Origin of the sequence: Paraburkholderia caffeinilytica (assembly GCF_046030355.1) — a bacterium.
GTDB lineage: Bacteria > Pseudomonadota > Gammaproteobacteria > Burkholderiales > Burkholderiaceae > Paraburkholderia > Paraburkholderia caffeinilytica_B.
On record NZ_JAQQCQ010000039.1, the window covers coordinates 43,851 to 62,279 of the forward strand.

Annotated in this window: 20 protein-coding genes and 1 tRNA gene; 11 read left to right on the forward strand and 10 right to left on the reverse strand. The window is 62.1% G+C overall.

Annotation, left to right across the window (positions count from 1 at the left end):
• Positions 1-12: 12 nt before the first annotated feature.
• A complete protein-coding gene (parC, locus tag PQQ95_RS35095; RefSeq protein ID WP_408446580.1) occupies positions 13-2,337 on the reverse strand; it encodes a DNA topoisomerase IV subunit A in 2,325 nt (774 codons plus the stop codon).
• 68 nt (positions 2,338-2,405) lie between these two features.
• Complete coding sequence (locus tag PQQ95_RS35100) at positions 2,406-4,391, reverse strand: DNA topoisomerase IV subunit B (RefSeq protein WP_408446583.1); 1,986 nt, start codon at positions 4,389-4,391, stop codon at positions 2,406-2,408.
• Positions 4,392-4,445: 54 nt separating this feature from the next.
• On the opposite strand from PQQ95_RS35100, the gene PQQ95_RS35105 reads away from it, so the two are divergent.
• Positions 4,446-4,694 (forward strand): hypothetical protein, encoded by a 249-nt coding sequence (locus PQQ95_RS35105; protein ID WP_408446586.1) that lies wholly within the window; start codon positions 4,446-4,448, stop codon positions 4,692-4,694.
• A 143-nt stretch (positions 4,695-4,837) separates the two neighbouring features.
• Here PQQ95_RS35105 and PQQ95_RS35110 read toward each other — a convergent pair whose 3' ends face one another.
• Together PQQ95_RS35110 and PQQ95_RS35115 are read right to left on the reverse strand one after the other, a co-directional pair.
• Entirely contained in the window at positions 4,838-6,769 is a 1,932-nt protein-coding gene (locus tag PQQ95_RS35110) for an ATP-binding cassette domain-containing protein (protein WP_408446589.1), read from the reverse strand.
• Positions 6,770-7,004: 235 nt separating this feature from the next.
• Positions 7,005-7,406, reverse strand: a complete 402-nt coding sequence (locus PQQ95_RS35115; RefSeq protein ID WP_408446592.1) for a DUF4399 domain-containing protein — start codon at positions 7,404-7,406, stop codon at positions 7,005-7,007.
• 326 nt (positions 7,407-7,732) lie between these two features.
• Here PQQ95_RS35115 and PQQ95_RS35120 point away from each other — a divergent pair, with 326 nt between their 5' ends.
• From PQQ95_RS35120 to PQQ95_RS35135, 4 genes are all read left to right on the forward strand, one after another.
• On the forward strand, positions 7,733-7,924 hold the full coding sequence (locus tag PQQ95_RS35120; RefSeq protein ID WP_097391768.1) for a rubredoxin: 192 nt from the start codon (positions 7,733-7,735) through the stop codon (positions 7,922-7,924).
• Between the two features lie 232 nt (positions 7,925-8,156).
• A tRNA-Arg gene (locus PQQ95_RS35125) sits at positions 8,157-8,231 on the forward strand.
• A gap of 182 nt (positions 8,232-8,413) precedes the next feature.
• A complete protein-coding gene (locus PQQ95_RS35130; protein ID WP_408446595.1) occupies positions 8,414-9,103 on the forward strand; it encodes a class I SAM-dependent methyltransferase in 690 nt (229 codons plus the stop codon).
• 122 nt (positions 9,104-9,225) lie between these two features.
• Complete coding sequence (locus PQQ95_RS35135; RefSeq protein ID WP_408446598.1) at positions 9,226-9,435, forward strand: hypothetical protein; 210 nt, start codon at positions 9,226-9,228, stop codon at positions 9,433-9,435.
• A 49-nt stretch (positions 9,436-9,484) separates the two neighbouring features.
• Here the strand turns inward: PQQ95_RS35135 and PQQ95_RS35140 are convergent, their stop codons facing one another.
• From PQQ95_RS35140 to PQQ95_RS35150, 3 genes are all read right to left on the reverse strand, one after another.
• Positions 9,485-10,192, reverse strand: coding sequence for a glutathione S-transferase N-terminal domain-containing protein (locus tag PQQ95_RS35140; RefSeq protein WP_408446600.1), 708 nt, complete (start codon positions 10,190-10,192; stop codon positions 9,485-9,487).
• 241 nt (positions 10,193-10,433) lie between these two features.
• A complete protein-coding gene (locus PQQ95_RS35145) occupies positions 10,434-10,655 on the reverse strand; it encodes a hypothetical protein (RefSeq protein ID WP_408446603.1) in 222 nt (73 codons plus the stop codon).
• Between the two features lie 246 nt (positions 10,656-10,901).
• Entirely contained in the window at positions 10,902-11,093 is a 192-nt protein-coding gene (locus tag PQQ95_RS35150; RefSeq protein WP_408446605.1) for a CsbD family protein, read from the reverse strand.
• A 176-nt stretch (positions 11,094-11,269) separates the two neighbouring features.
• Between PQQ95_RS35150 and PQQ95_RS35155 the strand changes: the two genes are divergently transcribed.
• The 5 genes from PQQ95_RS35155 to PQQ95_RS35175 all read left to right on the forward strand — a co-directional run bounded on the left by PQQ95_RS35155 (position 11,270) and on the right by PQQ95_RS35175 (position 15,923).
• Entirely contained in the window at positions 11,270-11,596 is a 327-nt protein-coding gene (locus tag PQQ95_RS35155) for a hypothetical protein (protein WP_408446608.1), read from the forward strand.
• Between the two features lie 276 nt (positions 11,597-11,872).
• Positions 11,873-13,156 carry a DNA (cytosine-5-)-methyltransferase gene (gene dcm, locus PQQ95_RS35160; RefSeq protein ID WP_408446611.1) on the forward strand — a complete coding sequence of 428 codons (1,284 nt, stop codon included), beginning with the start codon at positions 11,873-11,875 and terminating at the stop codon, positions 13,154-13,156.
• Between the two features lie 30 nt (positions 13,157-13,186).
• Positions 13,187-13,633 carry a very short patch repair endonuclease gene (locus PQQ95_RS35165; protein ID WP_408446613.1) on the forward strand — a complete coding sequence of 149 codons (447 nt, stop codon included), beginning with the start codon at positions 13,187-13,189 and terminating at the stop codon, positions 13,631-13,633.
• Positions 13,634-13,829: 196 nt separating this feature from the next.
• Complete coding sequence (locus PQQ95_RS35170; protein ID WP_408446616.1) at positions 13,830-14,333, forward strand: YbhB/YbcL family Raf kinase inhibitor-like protein; 504 nt, start codon at positions 13,830-13,832, stop codon at positions 14,331-14,333.
• A gap of 147 nt (positions 14,334-14,480) precedes the next feature.
• Positions 14,481-15,923 (forward strand): MFS transporter, encoded by a 1,443-nt coding sequence (locus PQQ95_RS35175; RefSeq protein ID WP_408446619.1) that lies wholly within the window; start codon positions 14,481-14,483, stop codon positions 15,921-15,923.
• Positions 15,924-15,969: 46 nt separating this feature from the next.
• Here PQQ95_RS35175 and otsA read toward each other — a convergent pair whose 3' ends face one another.
• From otsA to PQQ95_RS35190, 3 genes are all read right to left on the reverse strand, one after another.
• Positions 15,970-17,400 (reverse strand): alpha,alpha-trehalose-phosphate synthase (UDP-forming), encoded by a 1,431-nt coding sequence (gene otsA / locus PQQ95_RS35180; RefSeq protein WP_408446622.1) that lies wholly within the window; start codon positions 17,398-17,400, stop codon positions 15,970-15,972.
• 211 nt (positions 17,401-17,611) lie between these two features.
• Positions 17,612-17,821 (reverse strand): hypothetical protein, encoded by a 210-nt coding sequence (locus tag PQQ95_RS35185; RefSeq protein WP_408446625.1) that lies wholly within the window; start codon positions 17,819-17,821, stop codon positions 17,612-17,614.
• 152 nt (positions 17,822-17,973) lie between these two features.
• Positions 17,974-18,204, reverse strand: a complete 231-nt coding sequence (locus PQQ95_RS35190) for a hypothetical protein (protein WP_408446627.1) — start codon at positions 18,202-18,204, stop codon at positions 17,974-17,976.
• On the opposite strand from PQQ95_RS35190, the gene PQQ95_RS35195 reads away from it, so the two are divergent.
• Positions 18,203-18,429: hypothetical protein (locus tag PQQ95_RS35195; protein ID WP_408446629.1), on the forward strand; the 227-nt coding region annotated here is incomplete at its 3' end. The two genes, PQQ95_RS35190 and PQQ95_RS35195, sit on opposite strands and share 2 nt — an antisense overlap.

An 18,429-nucleotide genomic window follows, 5' to 3' on the forward strand; every position in this document is an offset into this window, starting at 1 on the left:
CGATCACCAAGATTACGCCGCGAGCACCGGACGCATACCGTCGAGCTTCATCTTGCTCTCCGGCGCGCGCCCCTTGCGCGCCCGCTTGCCAATATGCGGCGTGAGCGTGGCGCCGCTGAGCTTCTCTTCGTCGACACGGCCACCGCGACGCGTGCCGATCAGCACCACGCCCGCCTTATTAATGGACAGCGCCTGCACCAGCGTTTCGTTGTCGTCGAGCGCCATCAGCGTAACGCCGCGTCCGCCGCCCGAGAGCGTCTTCATTTCGTCGAGGCCGAACACCAGCAAGCGGCCACCTGAAGACAGACACGCAATATGCGTCGCATCCGGCAGCATCGGCATCGGCGCGAGCGGCGCGGCGCCCGCATCGATCGTCATGAACGACTTACCGGCCTTCACGCGGCTCACCATGTCGCCCACCTTGGCGACAAAGCCGAAACCGTTGCTCGATGCGAGCAGCAATGCCTGATCCGCGGAAGCCGCGTAGTAATGCATCAGGTGGCTGCCCGACTCAAGTTCGATCAGCGACGTGACCGGCACGCCATCACCCCGCCCGCCCGGCAGCATCGCAACCGCCACCGAATAGACGCGGCCATTGCTGCCCCACGCGACCAGCGTGTCCGGCGTGCGGCACTGGAACGCGGCGTAGAGCCCGTCGCCGGCCTTGAACGTGAAGCCGGCCACATCCAGACCGTGGCCCTTCAGCGCGCGCACCCAGCCCTTCTGCGACACCACCACCGTCACAGGCTCGTCGACCACACGTGCTTCAAACGTAGCGCGCTTTTCCTGCTGGATCAGCGTGCGGCGCTCGTCGCCATATTGCTTCGCATCGCCTTCGATTTCCTTGATGAGCAGACGCTTCATCGCGGATTCGCTGCCGAGCAGTTCTTCGAGCTTGGCCTTCTCGTCGCGCAGTTCGGACAGTTCCTTCTCGATCTTGATCTTCTCGAGCCGCGCCAACTGACGCAGGCGGATTTCGAGAATGTCTTCGGTCTGCCGGTCCGACAAGCCGAATGCAGCCATCAGCGCGACCTTCGGTTCATCCGATTCGCGGATGATGCGAATAACTTCGTCGATATTCAAGAAGACGATCATCCGGCCTTCGAGAATATGGATCCGGTCGTCGACCTTGCTCAAACGATGACGCGTGCGGCGCGTAACCGTCGCGAAGCGGAACGCGATCCACTCGTGGATGATCTCGCTCAAGCCCTTCTGACGCGGCCGGCCATCGCCGCCCACCATCACCATATTGAGCGACGCGTTCGATTCGAGGCTCGTATGTGCGAGCAACGAATTGACGAATTCGGTTTGGTCGATGCGGCTCGATTTCGGCTCGAACACGAGACGCACCGGCGAATCCCGGCCCGACTCGTCGCGCACGGCGTCGAGCAGCGCGAGCATGGTCTGCTTGGTCTGCAACTGTTCGGGTGTGAGCGCCTTTTTGCCGAGCTTGATCTTCGGATTGGTCTGCTCTTCGATTTCTTCGAGCACCTTCTGCGCGGCCGTGTTCGGCGGCAGTTCGGTGATGACGAGCTGCCATTGGCCGCGCGCGAGCTCTTCGATCTTCCAGCGGGCGCGCACCTTCAGGCTGCCGCGGCCGGTTTCGTAGGCCGCGGAAATCTCGGCGTCGCTCGAAATGATCTGGCCGCCGCCTGGGAAGTCTGGCCCGGCGATGTGTTGCATCAACTCGGCGTGCTCGATCTTCGGATTACGGATCATCGCCACCGCAGCCGCTGCGACTTCGCGCAGATTGTGCGACGGGATTTCCGTGGCCAACCCCACCGCAATGCCGGATGCGCCGTTCAGCAATACGAACGGCAAGCGCGCGGGCAATAGCCTCGGCTCTTCGAACTCGCCGTCGTAGTTCTTCATGAAATCGACCGTGCCCTGGTCGATCTCGTCGAGCAGCAGCTTCGCGATCGGCGTCAGGCGCGCTTCGGTGTAGCGCATGGCCGCCGCGCCGTCGCCGTCGCGTGAACCGAAGTTACCCTGGCCGTCGATCAGCGGATAGCGCATCGAAAAATCTTGCGCGAGACGCACCAGCGCGTCGTACGCCGACTGGTCGCCGTGCGGGTGATACTTACCCAGCACATCGCCGACCACACGCGCCGACTTGACGGGCTTGGCGTTGTCGCCGAGACCCATGTCGTTCATCGCATACAGGATGCGGCGCTGCACCGGCTTCTGGCCGTCGCATACGTCGGGCAGCGCACGCCCCTTGACCACGCTCACCGCGTAGTCGAGGTACTGGCGTTCCGCGTAATTGCCGAGCGTCAGGAAGTCGCCCTCCGGGGGCGGCGGCTCGGTGAAAAGGTCGAGAGTGTTATCGTCGTCCATCTAGATTCCGTATCCGTGTTTGGCGTGAAGTTTCGTGCGAAAGGCAGAGCGTTGTGAAGTACGCTCGCTCAGATATCCGCTTCCACTTCGTTGCCCTTTTCTTCCAGCCAGCTGCGACGCGAAGCCGCTTCGCCCTTGCCCATCAGCATCGTCATACGCGCCACCGTGGCGTCGTAGTCGAGTTCGCCGAGCGCTACCGGTGTCAGGCGTCGCGTGTCGGGGTTCATCGTGGTGTCCCACAGCTGCTCCGCGCTCATTTCGCCGAGGCCTTTGAAACGGCTGATGGACCATTGCGTGTCGCGTACGCCGTCTTTGCGCAGCTTGTCGAGGATCGCTTCGAGTTCGCCTTCGTCGAGCGCGTAGAGCTTCTGTGCCGGCTTCTTGCCGCGCGCGGGCGCATCGACCCGGAACAGCGGCGGACGCGCCACGCACACGTGTCCACGTTCGATCAACTGCGGGAAATGCTTGAAGAACAGCGTGAGCAGCAGCACCTGGATGTGCGAACCGTCGACGTCAGCGTCCGACAAGATGCAGATCTTGCCGTAGCGCAGATTCGACAGATCGACCTTGTCGTCCGGGCTGTGCGGATCGACGCCGATCGCCACCGAAATGTCGTGCACTTCGTTGTTGGCGAACAGGCGGTCGCGCTCGGTTTCCCACGTGTTCAGCACCTTGCCGCGCAGCGGCAGGATCGCCTGGTATTCCTTGTCGCGGCCCATTTTCGCCGAACCGCCCGCCGAATCGCCCTCGACGAGGAACAGTTCGTTGCGGCCGATTTCCGTCGATTCGCAATCGGTCAGCTTGCCCGGCAGCACCGCCACGCCCGAGCTCTTGCGCTTCTCGACCTTCTGGCCGGCGCGCGTACGTGCCTGGGCCTGCTTGATGACGAGGTCCGCGAGTTTCTTGCCGAGCTCGACGTGCTGATTCAGCCACAACTCCAACGCCGGCCGCGAGAACGACGACACCAGCTTCACCGCGTCACGGCTATTCAAACGCTCCTTGATCTGCCCTTGAAATTGCGGATCGAGCACCTTCGCCGACAGCACGAACGACACGCGCGCGAACACGTCTTCCGCCAGCAGCTTCACGCCTTTCGGCTGCAGGTTATGCAACTCGACAAAGCTCTTCACCGCCTGGAACAGACCGTCGCGCAAACCGGATTCGTGCGTGCCACCGGCAGGTGTAGGAATCAGATTGACGTACGACTCGCGCATAAGCGGGCCTTCCTCGCTCCATGCGACGACCCACGTGGCGCCCTCACCTTCCGCAAACGTCTCTTCGCTGGCGCGCGAGTTTTCAACAAAGCGCTCGCCTTCGAACAGCGGGATCAGCAGATCGCTGCCGTTCATGCCTTCGAGCAGATAGCCGCGCAGACCGTCTTCGTATTTCCAGCTTTGCGTTTCGCCGGTTTTCTCATTGATCAGCGTGACTTCGACGCCCGGCAACAGCACCGCTTTCGAGCGCAGCAAACGCTGCAGCTCGCCGAGCGGCAGATTCGGCGAATCGAAGTACTTGGGGTTGGCCCAGGCCGTGACGCGCGTGCCGGACTTCTTGTCGGCTTTGGTCGCGGGGCGTACCTCGAGCTCTTTGGCGACATCGCCGTTGGCAAAGCTCAATTCGGCGATTTTGCCGTCGCGCCATACGGTGACGTCGAGCCGCGTGGACAGCGCGTTGGTAACCGACACGCCGACGCCGTGCAGGCCGCCCGAGAACGTGTAGGCGCCGCCGGCGGCTTTATCGAACTTGCCGCCCGCATGCAGCCGCGTGAAAACGATTTCGACGACCGGCACGCCTTCGTCCGGATGCAGGCCGAACGGAATGCCGCGGCCGTCGTCTTCGACCGAGACCGAATGGTCCGCGTGGAGCGTGACCGTGATTTGCCGGCCGTGGCCGCCAAGGGCCTCGTCCGACGCGTTGTCGATAACTTCCTGAATGATGTGCAGCGGATTTTCGGTGCGGGTGTACATCCCGGGCCGTTGCTTGACCGGCTCCAGGCCCTTCAACACCTTGATCGACGCTTCGCTATACGCGGCGTTTGGCTTTTTCGTAGACATGGTTGACTCGGGTGCGTCGGTTCATCGTTGTCCACAGGTCCTGTGGACAGGTCCGTGGACAATGCGTTGAGTTTTCAAAAAAAGCGAAACGAAACAACGGGGTTAGGTGGGGTGCCCGCAGGGCGGGCAAGCTGTTTTATCGCCTGGCTTCCCATGGGCGCGCTCGACAGCGGCTCGATGCGGGCTCCACAGCCCGGCAACGGCCAGCCGGTGCGAACGCCGGGGGAAGCCTGTTCGCGGGGTATTTTACTGATTTCGAACCAGGCGGCAATTCACGACCTGCAGGATTGGCCGTTTGGATAAGGGGCGGCGCGCAGCTTCGACCCATTGTGCGGCCGCGACAAGACCGCTACGGACCGTGAAAAAGCTGCGACGGCACCGCTGCAGAGCCGCGGCCCCGACCTCGCAGGCGATCGGCGCAACCTCGGATCGCGCCGCCCCGCGTATCACTTACGCTTGTTTTCCAGCTCGTCCCAGCGTTCCAGCGCGATCAGCAGTTCCTCGTCGATCGCGGCATAGCGCTCGGTCAGACGCGTGCCTTCCTGAGCATCTTTCGCGAAGACCGAACCGTCTTCGAGTTGAGCGCCAATGGTTTTCTGCTCGGCTTCGAGTGCGGCGATTTTCGCCGGCAACGCCTCGAGTTCGCGCTGGTCCTTGAACGACAGCTTGGCCGCGCGCTGCGTATTGCGGCCCGCGCCGCTTGCGCCGCCGTCTTTCGCCGCCACTTCTTTAGCGGCTTCTTTCTGTGCTTCCTGCGCCATCTGCTGCGAGCGGTCGCGCTGAATCTGCCAGTCCGTAAAGCCACCGACGTACTCGCGCCACTTCCCACCGCCTTCCGAAGCGATCACCGAGGTCGCGACGTTATCGAGAAACGCGCGATCGTGGCTGACCAGCAGCACGGTGCCGTCGTATTCGGTGAGCAGTTCTTCGAGCAGTTCGAGCGTCGGAATGTCGAGGTCGTTGGTCGGTTCGTCGAGCACCAGCACGTTGGCCGGCCGTGCGAACAGCCGCGCCAGCAGCAGGCGATTGCGCTCGCCGCCCGACAGCGACTTGACCGGCGACCGCGCGCGTTCCGGCGCGAACAGAAAGTCGCCGAGATAGCTCATCACGTGCTTCTTCTGGCCGTTGACTTCGACCCATTCGCTACCCGGGCTGATCGTATCGGCAAGGCTCTTGTCCAGATCGAGCTGTGCGCGCATCTGGTCGAAGTACGCGACCTGCAGATTGGTGCCGATACGCACCGTGCCTTCGTCCGGCGGCAATTCGCCGAGGATCATCTTCAGCAGCGTGGTCTTGCCCGCCCCATTCGGACCGACGAAGCCGATCTTGTCGCCGCGCATCACCGTTGCCGTGAAGGTGTCCACGACCGTGCGCGAACCGTAGCGCTTGGTGACGTCGGTCAGTTCGGCGACGATCTTGCCGGACTTCTCACCTTGGCCCACATCGAGCTTCACGTTGCCCTGCACGTTGCGGCGTTCGGCACGTTCGTTGCGCATTTGCACGAGCCGCGCGATCCGGCCGACGCTGCGCGTACGGCGCGCTTCCACACCCTTGCGAATCCACACTTCTTCCTGCGCGAGCAGCTTGTCGAACTTGGCCGCTTCCACTTGCTCCACTTCAAGCTGCTGCGCCTTCCTCGTCTGGTAGGCGCTGAAATTGCCCGGATACGACAACAAACGCCCGCGATCCAGTTCGACGATACGCGTGGCGACGCGGTCGAGAAACGCGCGATCGTGAGTAATGAAGAGCAGGCCCGCGCGCAGCGAGACCAGCAGTTCCTCGAGCCAGCGGATACCGTCGAAATCCAGGTGGTTGGTTGGCTCGTCGAGCAGCAGCACGTCCGGCTGCACGACCAGCGCGCGCGCCAGCGCGACGCGCTTTTGCATCCCGCCCGACAGCGAACCGACCCGCGCCTCGCCATTCAGACCGATCTGCTGCAGCGTGGTGGCCACGCGCGTGCTCCAGTTCCAGGCGTCCGAATGGTCGAGCGCCGATTGCAGCGTGTTCATGCGCGACATCAGCGCGTCGTGCTCCGGGCCTTCCGGCTCGTCGGCAAGCTGATTGGCGACCGCGTCGTATTGATCGAGCAGCTCGCGGGCGTGCGTCAGACCGGCCGCGACCGCTTCGAACACCGTGTCGTCCGTATCGAACTCCGGCTCTTGCGGCACATAGACCGAAGTCAGACCCTGTTGGCGCGTGACGAGGCCATCGTCCGGCTTGGCCAGATCGGCGACGATTTTCAGCAGCGACGACTTGCCCGCGCCGTTACGGCCGATCAGCCCAACGCGCTCGCCCGCTTCGAGAGAGAAATCCGCGTGATCGAGCAACGCGACGTGACCGAACGCCAGTTGGGCCCCGGTAATGGTGTAAAGCGACATGGAGAATTGGAGAAGACAGCGATGAGTCGGAACTGCTCATTGTACCGGGCGCGCGGGCGGGTGCCTGTATGCCGGAAGAGATAGGCCAAATGGCCGGCTTGCAAAGTGGGGATGAACCGGACGCAAGCCCGATGCAGACCGGGTTCGGCTGCGCCCGGGCCCAGCGCCAGCCACGATACAAAACGGAAAATGCGGCCGGACGGCGCTCGCACGCCCAGCCGTCTCGGCCATCACGTTATTTCACGTGCACCGTGATCGTCTTGCTCATCTCCGGCCCATACGAACGATGCGCGCCGTCGCCGAATTGCAGCGTCAGCGTATGGTCGCCCGGCGGCAGTGTCAGATCGGTTTCAGTCTGGCCTTTGCCGAAATGGAGCGATTTGTCGTTGGCAGGAATCACTTCGCCTTTGGGAAGCGGCTTGCCGTCGATCAGCAGATGATGATGGCCCGTGCCGTCGGTCATCGTCCCGGCCGGCGCGATCGTCATGCCGTCGACACCAAACACCACGTGCACCGGATTGCTGACGGTCGCGCCGTCCGCCGGTTGCACGAAAGACACGCCAGCGGCCTGCGCCGCGCCCGATACGGCGAGCAACCCGGCCAGCACCGTGCCGGCCAACCATTTGTTTTTAAACATCGTTTTTCTCCTTTTTGGGAAACGAGAGTCATGCGCGGGCCATGCAGGCGTCGATCGCGGCTCCGGTTCGCTGAGGCCGATCGTCGCAACGCATGCCAGGCGCCCGCTGCGCCTGTCCAAAAGATGAGCTGCGGATCAAAGCATACACGGTGTGTATGACGCGGTCCGTCACGCAGGCCCGGACATGTCTCAGGCGCTTTGCGGCAATGCCGCATGGGTAATTAGCAGTCCGTTTGTCAAATTCCGGTAATATTGCGGGTCGCCGCCATGCCCAAAAAAGGGGCAGACTGAGCGGATCAATGCACCGAACCAAAGAAGAGTACGTCGTGAGCGAAGTAATTGAACTGATTGAATATAAGAGCTGGGTCTGCCTGATTTGCGGCTGGATCTACAACGAAGAAGAAGGCCTTCCGGAAGAAGGTATCGCCCCGGGCACGCGCTTCGCCGCGATTCCGGACGACTGGCGCTGCCCGCTGTGCGATGTAGGCAAGGCGGAGTTTGCGGTGGTGGAATTCTGAGCGAGCCCGATTGAGCCGGGGGGGCGCTGCCTTGATGTAGTGCACCGGGCGGTTCGCGCGGCCCAGTGGGTGATGCCCGCTGGGCCGTTTGCTTTGTGGGGCGGGCTTTACAGCCCTCCTCGTGGCTGGGCGTGTTTGATATACTCTGCGCTCGCTGGCGAATTTGGACTCGCCGGATCCTGACTGGGCTTGTTCGTCCGCGGGATTGCAGCGGTTGTTTTGGTTCGGTCCTCTCCCCGTAGTTCAATGGATAGAACAAGTGCCTCCTAAGCGCTAGATACAGGTTCGATTCCTGTCGGGGGGACCAATCAAGAGTTTCACAGCGCGTCACCCCATCTCAGAAAGCCCCGTATGCCTTGCGCTGCGGGGCTTTTTGCTGCGGCCATTACTTCAGACTTACGTTTCCGCCAAATTCAAATCCCCCTCGGCAAGCAACCGATAACTCCCACTAAGTTAGACTGTGCATGCCGACACCCGGGAGACATCCCAATGGCCCAGTTCCACTTCGTCGAAGACTACGAAAAACACGTAGCCGATCTGGTTGCAAACCATCCGCTCGATAAGGCGATGGCACTCGCGGTGGGTGGCCGCTATGAAGAAACCGGTGCATTGCAACTCGCCGTACTGCGCGAGGTCGGCCTGGAAGACCGCATGAGCATCTTCGATCTGGGATGCGGCAGCGGGCGACTCGCGCACGCGCTGGGAAAGTCAGGGTTCGACCTGGACTACCGCGGTACGGACGTGGTGCAGGCTCTGCTCGACTACGCTAAATCGAAGACGCCTGCGCACTATCGCTTCGCGCGCCACACAGCCTTGTCGCTGCCTGCCGAAGATGAATCAGTCGATATCGCCTGCGCATTCAGCGTCTTCACGCATCTACTGCATCACGAAAGCTATCTTTACTTGCAGGACATGCGCCGCGCGCTGCGACCCGGCGGCAAAGTGGTTTTCTCGTTTCTGGAATTTGCGGCGCCGACGCACTGGATTGTCTTTGAGGATACCGCCAAGGCCTTACGCGCTGGGAACCCTGGCCCGCTCAATACTTTCATCGAACGCGTGGCGATCGAAAAATGGGCTTTGGAACTGGGATACCGGATCGAGCGGTTTATCGATGGACTCGCGCCGATCCGCGATCTCGGCAGCTTCGGTCAATCCATAGCAATCCTGGTCAAGGCCTAAGTGACTGCTGCCGTTTGTGCCGACCTGACCCACCTGACCCCACCCACGAAATCCATACGACCCGCCAAACCGCATCAACCGCCAATACCTAAAGTATTCCCCGCCAACGCCGAAAATCAGGCATGGAAAACGACGACCGCCTCCGCCCTGGCCACCCTCTCTACGAAGAAGCGATGGCCCTCGAACTGACCGTGCGCACCCTGCGCCACGCGCAGGGCAAGAAGAATCCAGAAGACGTCCTCTATGCCTCACCCGAATGGGATGTTGTCAGCGAGGAGTTCGTGCGCGACCTGTACCGGGCGATGGGCGGCAATCCAACCGAGCTGCCTTGATCGACCTTGGATCTCGGTTGTCATCGCAGTACAAACCGCGCTCAGCCCATCACGCAGGCCGCTTCGGAATCTCCAATCCCCTCGCCACCGCCGGCCGCGCAACGAACGCAGCCAGCACGCGCTTCACATTCGAAAAGTCGTCAATTCCGACCAGATCCCCTGCTTCGTAGAAGCCGATCAGATTACGCACCCACGGGAAAGTCGCGATATCGGCGATCGAGTACTGATCACCGAGGATCCAGTCGCGCCCTTCAAGCTGCCGGTCCAGCACCGCAAGCAACCGCTTCGACTCGCCGATATAACGATCGCGCGGGCGTTTGTCCTCGTATTCCTTGCCGGCGAACTTGTGGAAGAAACCCACCTGGCCAAACATCGGGCCGATGCCGCCCATCTGGAACATCACCCACTGGATCGCTTCATAACGGCCGGCGGCATTCTGCGGAATCAATTTGCCCGCCTTGTCCGCGAGGTAAATCAGAATCGCGCCGGATTCGAACAACGGCAGCGGCTTGCCGTCAGGTCCGTTCGGATCGATGATCGCCGGAATCTTGTTGTTCGGATTCAGCGACAAAAACGCCGCCGACATCTGATCGTTCGTATCGAAGCGCACAAGGTGCGGCTCATAGGGCAAACCAGTCTCTTCGAGCATGATCGACACCTTCACGCCGTTAGGCGTCGGCAGCGAATACAGCTGAATCCGGTCAGGATGCTCGGCAGGCCATTTCTTCGTGATCGGGAAGGCGGAGAGATCGGTCATGGTGATGATGTAACCCTTGTGCGAAAGCTGCGGCTGAAAATGGGAATCGGGAATAATCAACGATCGGCCAGAACGCCGAAAGGAGAGACCCGAACACGCGACCGCCAAATATAAACCGACTCGGCACAACGCGTGCGTGAGCGCCTCAGTGCAGGCCGCCTCGAATCACCCCAACTCGAACATTGCCACGCGACGTTTTTCCTCACCTGCTAACCGCCTAACCGCAGAAACGCACCCACGCTCACCACAAATCCTTGGTCGCCGTACCGGCGCGCAGGTTATACCCTTCACGCCAAAGGGCTGCGCCGACTGTCAGCAACAGCGTCTTCTGCTCGCCGTCGTGTTGCTCCCAGGTCGCTGCCAGCCAGGTGGCGAAACTCGCGCAGGTGGCTTCGAGGTCGACGGGTGTCTTGCCCTCGAGGTACTGCCGTTCGAACATCGCAAGCACTTTTTGGGGTGTCATAGGCGCCTCCTCCGGGTTGGATGCGCCAAGTCTAAAGGCGACGCACAGCGCGCGGAACGTCCGCGGCGCCGAACCCGGGTTACTCCCAGGCCGAACGGCGCCGCGTATTGCGCCGATTGCCAAAGCTTCGACGCCTCGGCGACCAAAGCCCGGCACCCGGAAGCCACGCGAGCCTCGAACAAGCCCCATACAAGCGAAAAAAGGCGCCGAAGCGCCTTTCCCCGTCAAGCCACACCGCAAGCCGAATTACGGCGCGTTGCGCTTTGCATTGTCCTTGGCGTCTTCCTTGGCGTCGCCGTAGGCCTTTTGCACCTTGCCGGCGCCTTGCTGAAGGTCGCCTTTAAGCTCCTTACCCGGGTCGTTGGTGACCTTACCGACGGCTTCGTTGACCTTGCCCTTGATCTGCTCGCCTACACCCTTTACCTGGTCCTTGTTCATGTTCGGCTCCGATATCTGGAATGCCGGCGCGTCATTACGCCAGTATCCCGATACAGCAACGGGTGTGCCCGCGCCCGCCGCCAGCCCGTTAGTCCGACGAAGCCCATCGTGAAAAATATTTCAAAAGATCCCTAAAGTCTCGCCGCAGTCTGCCGTAAAGGTGCCATGGAGGGGCTATGGAACGCACACTCATTACGCTGACGGGATCATCCCAGGCGGCATTCATCGATCGGGATATCGCGCATATCGGGCGCGTGATGCGGCCGTCTTTACAAGGCGATCTGGGCGGACCGATCCTGCCGGTTAGCTACTGGCGCAAGCGTCTGTACCAATTGCTCGACACCGGCCATCTATCGCACGCACAACTGTGCACAGTCGACAGCCTTCTGCTGCAGCTGGACCAGTTCGAGGCCGACCCCCCGCCAGTATGGATTGCGCCGGCCGCGGCAACCGCCGCCCCGTTCCAGCCGCTACACGCAGCGGGCGCCGGCCGTCATATTTGATCTGACGCGCTGCAAGTCTTGATGGCCGGTCTTCCGCGCCAGCCAGCCCTACTTTTCCCCGTTAAAAAAAGGCCGCGACCCCTGTCGCGGCCTGAACACGTCGCAACGCGGGGATTTCGCGTCACGCTGTAAGCCTACACGTCCAACTGTGACATTCGCATTTAGGTAAAAACGGGTTCTGTGCCGCTGGAAATTTTCTGCTCACAGTCAGTGAAAATAGGAAAAAGGGACGACCTTAGGTCATAATGTCCGCAAAAATTCCCAGCAAGGACATCCGTGACCCTCGCCGCACCGCTCGACCTGCTCAGACAGGCGCGCGCCCGCTTTACCCAACGCGAAATCGCCGCGCACGTCGGTAAGGACATCAAGACGGTACGCCGCTGGGAAAAAGGCGAAACACCGTGTCCGTCGATGCTCGAACCGGCCTTGCGCGATCTGCTGCACAGCAGCAGCCGAACGAAAGCGGGCTCGGCCACCGACGACGCCCAATTCCGTTTCATCGATCTGTTTGCCGGCATCGGCGGCATTCGCATGGGTTTCGAGGCGCACGGCGGCGACTGCGTCTTCACGAGCGAGTGGAACGATTTCTCCACCAAGACCTATCGCGAGAACTATCCTGCCGGCGGCGACCACGCGCTGATCGGCGACATCGTCTCCTTTCCCGCCGAAGAAGTGCCGAGCCATGACGTGCTGCTCGGCGGCTTCCCGTGCCAGCCCTTCTCGATTGCCGGCGTCAGCAAGAAAAACGCGCTGGGCCGCCCGCACGGTTTCGAGTGCACGACACAGGGCACGTTATTTTTCGACGTCGCGCGGATCATCGCGGCAAAGCGCCCGGCGGCGTTCCTGCTGGAGAACGTGAAGAATCTGCTCTCGCACGACAAAGGCCGCACCTTCGACGTGATCCTTCAGACGCTGCGCGACGAGCTCGGCTACGAAGTGCACTATCGCGTGGTCGACGGCCAGCATTTCACGCCGCAACACCGGGAGCGCATCATCATCGTCGGCTTTCGCGGCAAGACGTCGTTTTCCTGGGACGAGCTGCGTCTGCCGGAAAGCGGTCCGCGCCTTGGTTCGATCCTGCATCGCACGGACGGCAGCGAACCGGTGCTGCCGTGGGACCACGACCGTTTCTTCGACCACGCCGGCAAACGCGTGCAACCGAAGTACACGCTCACGCCGAATCTCTGGACCTATCTGCAAAACTACGCGGCGAAGCATCGCGCGGCGGGCAATGGCTTCGGCTTCGGCATGGCTTATCCCGACAGCGTCACGCGCACTCTCTCCGCGCGCTATCACAAGGACGGCTCGGAGATTCTGGTCTATCAGGGCGAGCAGTTGCGGCCGCGGCGCCTCACGCCACGTGAATGTGCCCGGCTGATGGGTTTTCCCGATACCTTCAGGATTCCGGTCAGCGACACCCAGGCTTACCGGCAATTCGGCAACAGCGTCGTCATGCCGGTGATGCGGGAAGTGGCGCGCATCATGCTGCCGCATGTGCAAACCCTGCTCGCCAAGGCGACGCGCCATGGTTCGAAGCAAACCCTTTCGCTCTATTCCTGAGCGGCCTGATCCGTTACCCAGACGCTAACGATGGTGGATATCGTCGACAGCGCAACGCGTAGCCGGATGATGTCCGGCATTCGCGGCCGCAATACGAAGCCGGAAATCCTGATCCGCAGCCTGCTGCATGGCCGGGGCTTTCGCTTCCGTCTGGACGCGCGCGATCTGCCCGGGCGGCCGGATATCGTGCTGCCGCGCTATCGCGCCGTCGTGCTGGTGCACGGCTGTTTCTGGCATGGCCACGACTGCCATCTGTTCAAATGGCCGCAAACGCGGCCCGAATTCTGGCGCGACAAGATCGGCCGCAATCGCAGCAATGACGACAAGGTTCGAGCGGCGCTCCTCGCGGACGGCTGGCGCGTCGGAGTGGTATGGGAATGCGCTTTGCGTGGTGCGAATCGCGATATCGAGGGCGTATTGCAACGGCTCGTCGAGTGGTTGAAGAGCGATGCGCCGAGCTTCGAGGAGCGTGGCTGAAAGCTGCTTGTAGCCTGCCCGGCTGGAGGGAACTTCACAGCCGCTGGTGATACACTCGATTGGCTAGCTCGGGGCATTTTTTGCATACCGCTGCTGTAGAAATCAGGCAGCAACTCGTCATCCGATCGATGGCAAGCAGGCAGCAAAAAGAGCACGCCCCGACCATCCCAGAACCACTCAAGAAGGGAGGCACACGATGGCTGATTTCCGTCTCTGGTCCGACGATTTCCCCACCAACGGCTTTATGCCGAAAGCTCACGAATATCACGACAAGGCTTTCGGTGTAGATGGCGAGAACATCTCGCCCGCGTTGCAGTGGGATGCGCCGCCGGCCGACACCCAAAGCTTCGCACTCACCGTTCACGATCCGGACGCGCCCACCGGCAGCGGCTTCTGGCATTGGGTCGTGGTCAACATTCCGGCTGATGCCCGATCGCTGCCGCGCAACGCCGGCAAAGCCGATGGCGCGCTGCTGCCGCAAGGCGCGCTGCAGTTGCGCAACGACTACGGCACGGTCGGCTTCGGCGGCGCCGCGCCGCCGCGCGGTGACAGGACGCATCGCTACATCTTCCGCCTGCACGCGCTGAAGGTGCCGCATCTGCCGATCAACGCCGAGACGACCAACGCTGTCGCGCGCTTCATGACGCATCTGAACGAACTCGACTCGACCACTCATACTGGTCTGTACGAACTCAAATAACGCGTGAGACCCGATGCCGGCGCGCTGTTCCAGCGCCGGCATCGTTGCTGCATGCCGCCTTGGCTTTTCGAGGCCGGCATACCGCGCGCGTGGTTCATCACAGGGCCGCAAGATCGATGAGCCCTCCCATTCCAAATCAGAAAAACGATGCACGCACAACCCTCGCGCAAGGACGGTTCAATGCCGGCCAATGCCGCCTCAGCGGCCCCGCTCGCCGCCGGCACACCGCTTTCGGACAGCACCGAACAAGGCTTGCCGATTCCGCAGCGCTACTGGGCGATGCTGGTTATCGCCCTCGCTCTCACGCTGGCGGTGCTCGACAGCGCGATTGCCAACGTGGCGCTGCCGACCATCGCGCGTAATCTGCGTGCCAGTGCAGCCGGCTCGATCTGGGTCGTCAACGCTTACCAGCTCGCCATCACCATTTCACTGCTGCCGCTTGCGTCGCTCGGCGATCGCATCGGCTACCGGCGCATCTATCTGGGCGGCCTGATCCTGTTCACGGTGGCGTCGTTCGGTTGCGCGCTGTCCACCTCACTGCCGACGCTCGCGCTCGCCCGCGTGGTTCAGGGCTTCGGCGCGGCGGGCATCATGAGCGTGAACACCGCGCTCGTGCGCATGATCTATCCGCCCGCGCAGCTTGGACGCGGCGTCGCGATCAACGCGATGGTCGTCGCGGTGTCGTCCGCGGTCGGGCCGACGGTCGCCTCCGGCGTGCTCGCCGTCGCCTCGTGGCCGTGGCTGTTCGCGATCAATGTACCGATCGGGATCGCGGCGATTGTCGGCGGCTTCAAGGCGCTGCCGATGAACCCCGGCCACGAATCCCCGTACGACTATCTGAGCGCGGTGATGAACGCGTTCGTGTTCGGCCTGCTGATCTTCGCGATCGACGGTCTCGGCCACGGCGAGCATGTCGGCTGGGTCGTCGCGGAGGTGCTCGCCGCGCTTGTGATCGGCTACTTCTTCGTGCGCCGTCAGCTGACTCAGTCCGCGCCCTTGCTGCCGATCGATTTGCTGAGGATTCCGGTGTTCGCCCTGTCGATCGGCACCTCGGTCTGTTCGTTCTGCGCGCAGATGCTGGCCTTCGTGTCGTTGCCGTTTCTGTTGCAGAACACGCTGGGTTTGTCGCAGGTGGAAACCGGTTTGCTGATGACGCCGTGGCCGGCCGTGATCATCATCGCCGCGCCGATTGCCGGCGTGCTGTCGGACAAGGTGTCATCCGGCTGGCTGGGCGGCATCGGACTCGTTGCGATGACGGTGGGCCTGCTGCTGCTCGCCACCCTCGGCGCGCATCCCGAGCCCATGCAGATTGCGTGGCGCATGGCGCTATGCGGCGCGGGCTTCGGGATCTTCCAGTCGCCGAACAATCGGACCATGTTGTCCGCCGCGCCGCGCGAGCGCAGCGGCGGTGCGAGCGGCATGCTCGGCACCGCGCGCCTGACCGGACAGACGCTCGGCGCGGCGCTCGTTGCGCTGATCTTCGGCATCGCGCCGCAGAATGGGCCGATCATCGTGCTGTATGTGGCAGCCTGCTTTTCAGCCGCGGCCGCCGTGGTCAGCATGATGCGCGTGGTAAACCGTTCGACGTGACCAGCGCGCGCAGTTCATGAAGAACCGCGCGCCGCCGTGGATGCGGCTACGACGACGATGCCGTCACGTCAGCGAGCTTTACCGCGTTGGCCGCCACTGAAGAGGCGGTCGCGATGTTGCGCAGATCGCCCAGGAACGTATCGCGCCAGACCGACAGATTGTTCTCGCGCATCGGCGCCATCATGTCCGCGTGACGCGCCTGACGCTCGGCGAGCGGCATCGACAGCGCACGCTCCAGCGCCTCCGCCATCTGCGACAGATCGAATGGATTGACGACCAGCGCCCCCGGCAGTTGCTCGGCCGCGCCGGCAAACTGCGACAACACGAGGACGCCCGGATCGGCCGGATCCTGCGACGCGACATACTCCTTCGCGACGAGGTTCATGCCGTCGCGCAGCGGCGTCACATAGCCGACCTGCGATTGACGGAACAGCGCCATCAGCAGATTGCGCTCGTACTTGCGGTTCAGGTACTGGATCGGCGTCCAGTCGAGTTGCGCGAAACGGCCATTGATGCGGCCGGCCTCACCCTCTAGCGTCTGACGAATACGTTGATACGTCTGCACATCCGCGCGTGTCGGCGGCGCGATCTGCACCAGCGATACGCGTCCGTGCCAACCCGGTGCATTCAGCAGCAGCCGTTCGAACGCCTGGAAGCGCTCCACCAGACCCTTCGAATAATCGAGCCGGTCGACGCTCATGATCAGCTTGCGCCCGCGCATGCCGTCACGCAGGCTGCGCACCGGTTTGCGGTCGGTGAACTGCTCGGCGGCCTTGGCGATCGCGTCCGGATAGATGCCGATCGGATACGCAGCCACTTTCAGGAAGCGGTTGTAGGCGTGCACCATGCCGTCTTCGCTCGAAGCGCCGTGCTGACCGCGTTCGATAAAGTCCACGAACGACTGGCGATCCGCTTCGGTCTGGAAACCGACCACGTCGTAACTGCACATTGCCTTGACCAATTCTTCGTGCGGCGGAATCGTACGGAGTACTTCCGGGACCGGAAACGGAATATGCAGGAAGAAGCCGATGGGATTTTTTACGCCGAGTTCACGCAGGCAGCGCGCGAACGGCAGCAGGTGATAGTCATGCACCCAGATGATGTCATCGGGCTTGAGCAACGCCTTGAGTTGCTTCGCGAGCGTCGCATTGACGCGCTGATAGCCCGCGTACTCCTGGCGGTCATAGCGCGACAGGTCATTGCGATAGTGGAACGTCGGCCAGAGTGTCGCATTGGAAAAGCCGCGATAGTACTGGTCATAGTCGCGTTTGGTGAGGCCCACCGTCGCGTACGTCACGTTGCCCTGTTTTTCGATCACTGGCGCGGACGGCTCGCTTACCGTTTCCCCGCTCCAGCCGAACCAGACTCCGCCGGTTTCTTTCAACGCGTCCAGCACGCCGATCGCGAGGCCCCCTGCTGCGGGACGGCCTTCCTGGGTCGGCGCCACACGATTCGATACCACGATCAGTCTGCTCATTGGTGCTCCACCTAGTCAGTTGTTTCGTTGCATGCGGATATGTGCCAGAAAGGTGCACGCAAATCGCGTGCCGATTTATGAGATGCTGAAAATAAAAATGTATGTAAATGTGACGCGCGAGCAAAAACACGCGATACCGAAGTATCGCGAGGAAATTTTTTCTGCTTTATATGACGAAACCGGAACCCTTCTTACCGGCGGTCAGACGGGCTTAGGCGTCCTGCTCCGAGCCGAGGTCACGCTGATATTCCAGCCCTTCCTGCCGCACGCCGCCCTGGTTGTGCTCGCCGTCGGGCGGCGCATCGGGCGCCACACGGTTCTGCGCGGCCGGGTCGGGCGACTCTGGCGGGCCGCTCTTGCTACCTGGCCGGGAATCGCGCTTCGAGTGGCGTGCGGAACGTCGCAGTGCTGGGTGTCTCATGATCGATGCCTCCGGGGGAAGCCCGCCGCCATGGAGAGCGGCATCAATTCAGTGTAGGGGTCACGACGATAAATTGCCGGTAAAAGATGCGCCGGTTTTGTAACAAGTACATAAATCCGCAGCATGGACCATAACGCAGCGCACGGAACGCGTCAGAGTTGCACGCGACCACCCCGCATCAGCGGACACGGGCCAGCTTGTGGCGTTTGCGTAGGCTGCGGCGGCGGATCCCCAATGGGGGGCGCAACCGGTTCAATGGGATCCGGAATCGGACTTGGGCTAGGAACCGTATCAGGCTCCCCCGGATTGGGCGGCTCGGTTGGCTCGGGCCGATGAGCGTATTGCGGGAGGGGAAGCGGGAAAGCAGCGGCGTATTCCGGCATGTCAGTTATCCTCATTTTCGCGTTCCAAAGAACGCAGCAAGGCCTGTGCCGAATGAAGGAAAGCGAGCGCAAGAAACAGCAACGGCCCAATGAAATACGCTTCGGCGCGCGCAGCGCCGCCGGAAGAATGAGTCCCTTGTCACTCACGCCGAATGTGCGAGAACACAGATTCCAGATGCACCACTACCGTAACTGTGCGAGGGCCCCGCTTATGAGCTGGCGGTG

Bases quoted from the DNA above. Each gene is read 5' to 3' on its own strand.
- parC (WP_408446580.1), bottom strand. From the start codon at position 2,337: ATGGACGACGATAACACTCTCGACCTTTTCACCGAGCCGCCGCCCCCG.
- PQQ95_RS35100 (WP_408446583.1), bottom strand. From the start codon at position 4,391: ATGTCTACGAAAAAGCCAAACGCCGCGTATAGCGAAGCGTCGATCAAG.
- PQQ95_RS35110 (WP_408446589.1), bottom strand. From the start codon at position 6,769: ATGTCGCTTTACACCATTACCGGGGCCCAACTGGCGTTCGGTCACGTC.
- PQQ95_RS35115 (WP_408446592.1), bottom strand. From the start codon at position 7,406: ATGTTTAAAAACAAATGGTTGGCCGGCACGGTGCTGGCCGGGTTGCTC.
- PQQ95_RS35130 (WP_408446595.1), top strand. From the start codon at position 8,414: ATGGCCCAGTTCCACTTCGTCGAAGACTACGAAAAACACGTAGCCGAT.
- PQQ95_RS35135 (WP_408446598.1), top strand. From the start codon at position 9,226: ATGGAAAACGACGACCGCCTCCGCCCTGGCCACCCTCTCTACGAAGAA.
- PQQ95_RS35140 (WP_408446600.1), bottom strand. From the start codon at position 10,192: ATGACCGATCTCTCCGCCTTCCCGATCACGAAGAAATGGCCTGCCGAG.
- PQQ95_RS35145 (WP_408446603.1), bottom strand. From the start codon at position 10,655: ATGACACCCCAAAAAGTGCTTGCGATGTTCGAACGGCAGTACCTCGAG.
- PQQ95_RS35150 (WP_408446605.1), bottom strand. From the start codon at position 11,093: ATGAACAAGGACCAGGTAAAGGGTGTAGGCGAGCAGATCAAGGGCAAG.
- PQQ95_RS35155 (WP_408446608.1), top strand. From the start codon at position 11,270: ATGGAACGCACACTCATTACGCTGACGGGATCATCCCAGGCGGCATTC.
- PQQ95_RS35165 (WP_408446613.1), top strand. From the start codon at position 13,187: ATGGTGGATATCGTCGACAGCGCAACGCGTAGCCGGATGATGTCCGGC.
- PQQ95_RS35170 (WP_408446616.1), top strand. From the start codon at position 13,830: ATGGCTGATTTCCGTCTCTGGTCCGACGATTTCCCCACCAACGGCTTT.
- PQQ95_RS35175 (WP_408446619.1), top strand. From the start codon at position 14,481: ATGCACGCACAACCCTCGCGCAAGGACGGTTCAATGCCGGCCAATGCC.
- otsA (WP_408446622.1), bottom strand. From the start codon at position 17,400: ATGAGCAGACTGATCGTGGTATCGAATCGTGTGGCGCCGACCCAGGAA.
- PQQ95_RS35185 (WP_408446625.1), bottom strand. From the start codon at position 17,821: ATGAGACACCCAGCACTGCGACGTTCCGCACGCCACTCGAAGCGCGAT.
- PQQ95_RS35190 (WP_408446627.1), bottom strand. From the start codon at position 18,204: ATGCCGGAATACGCCGCTGCTTTCCCGCTTCCCCTCCCGCAATACGCT.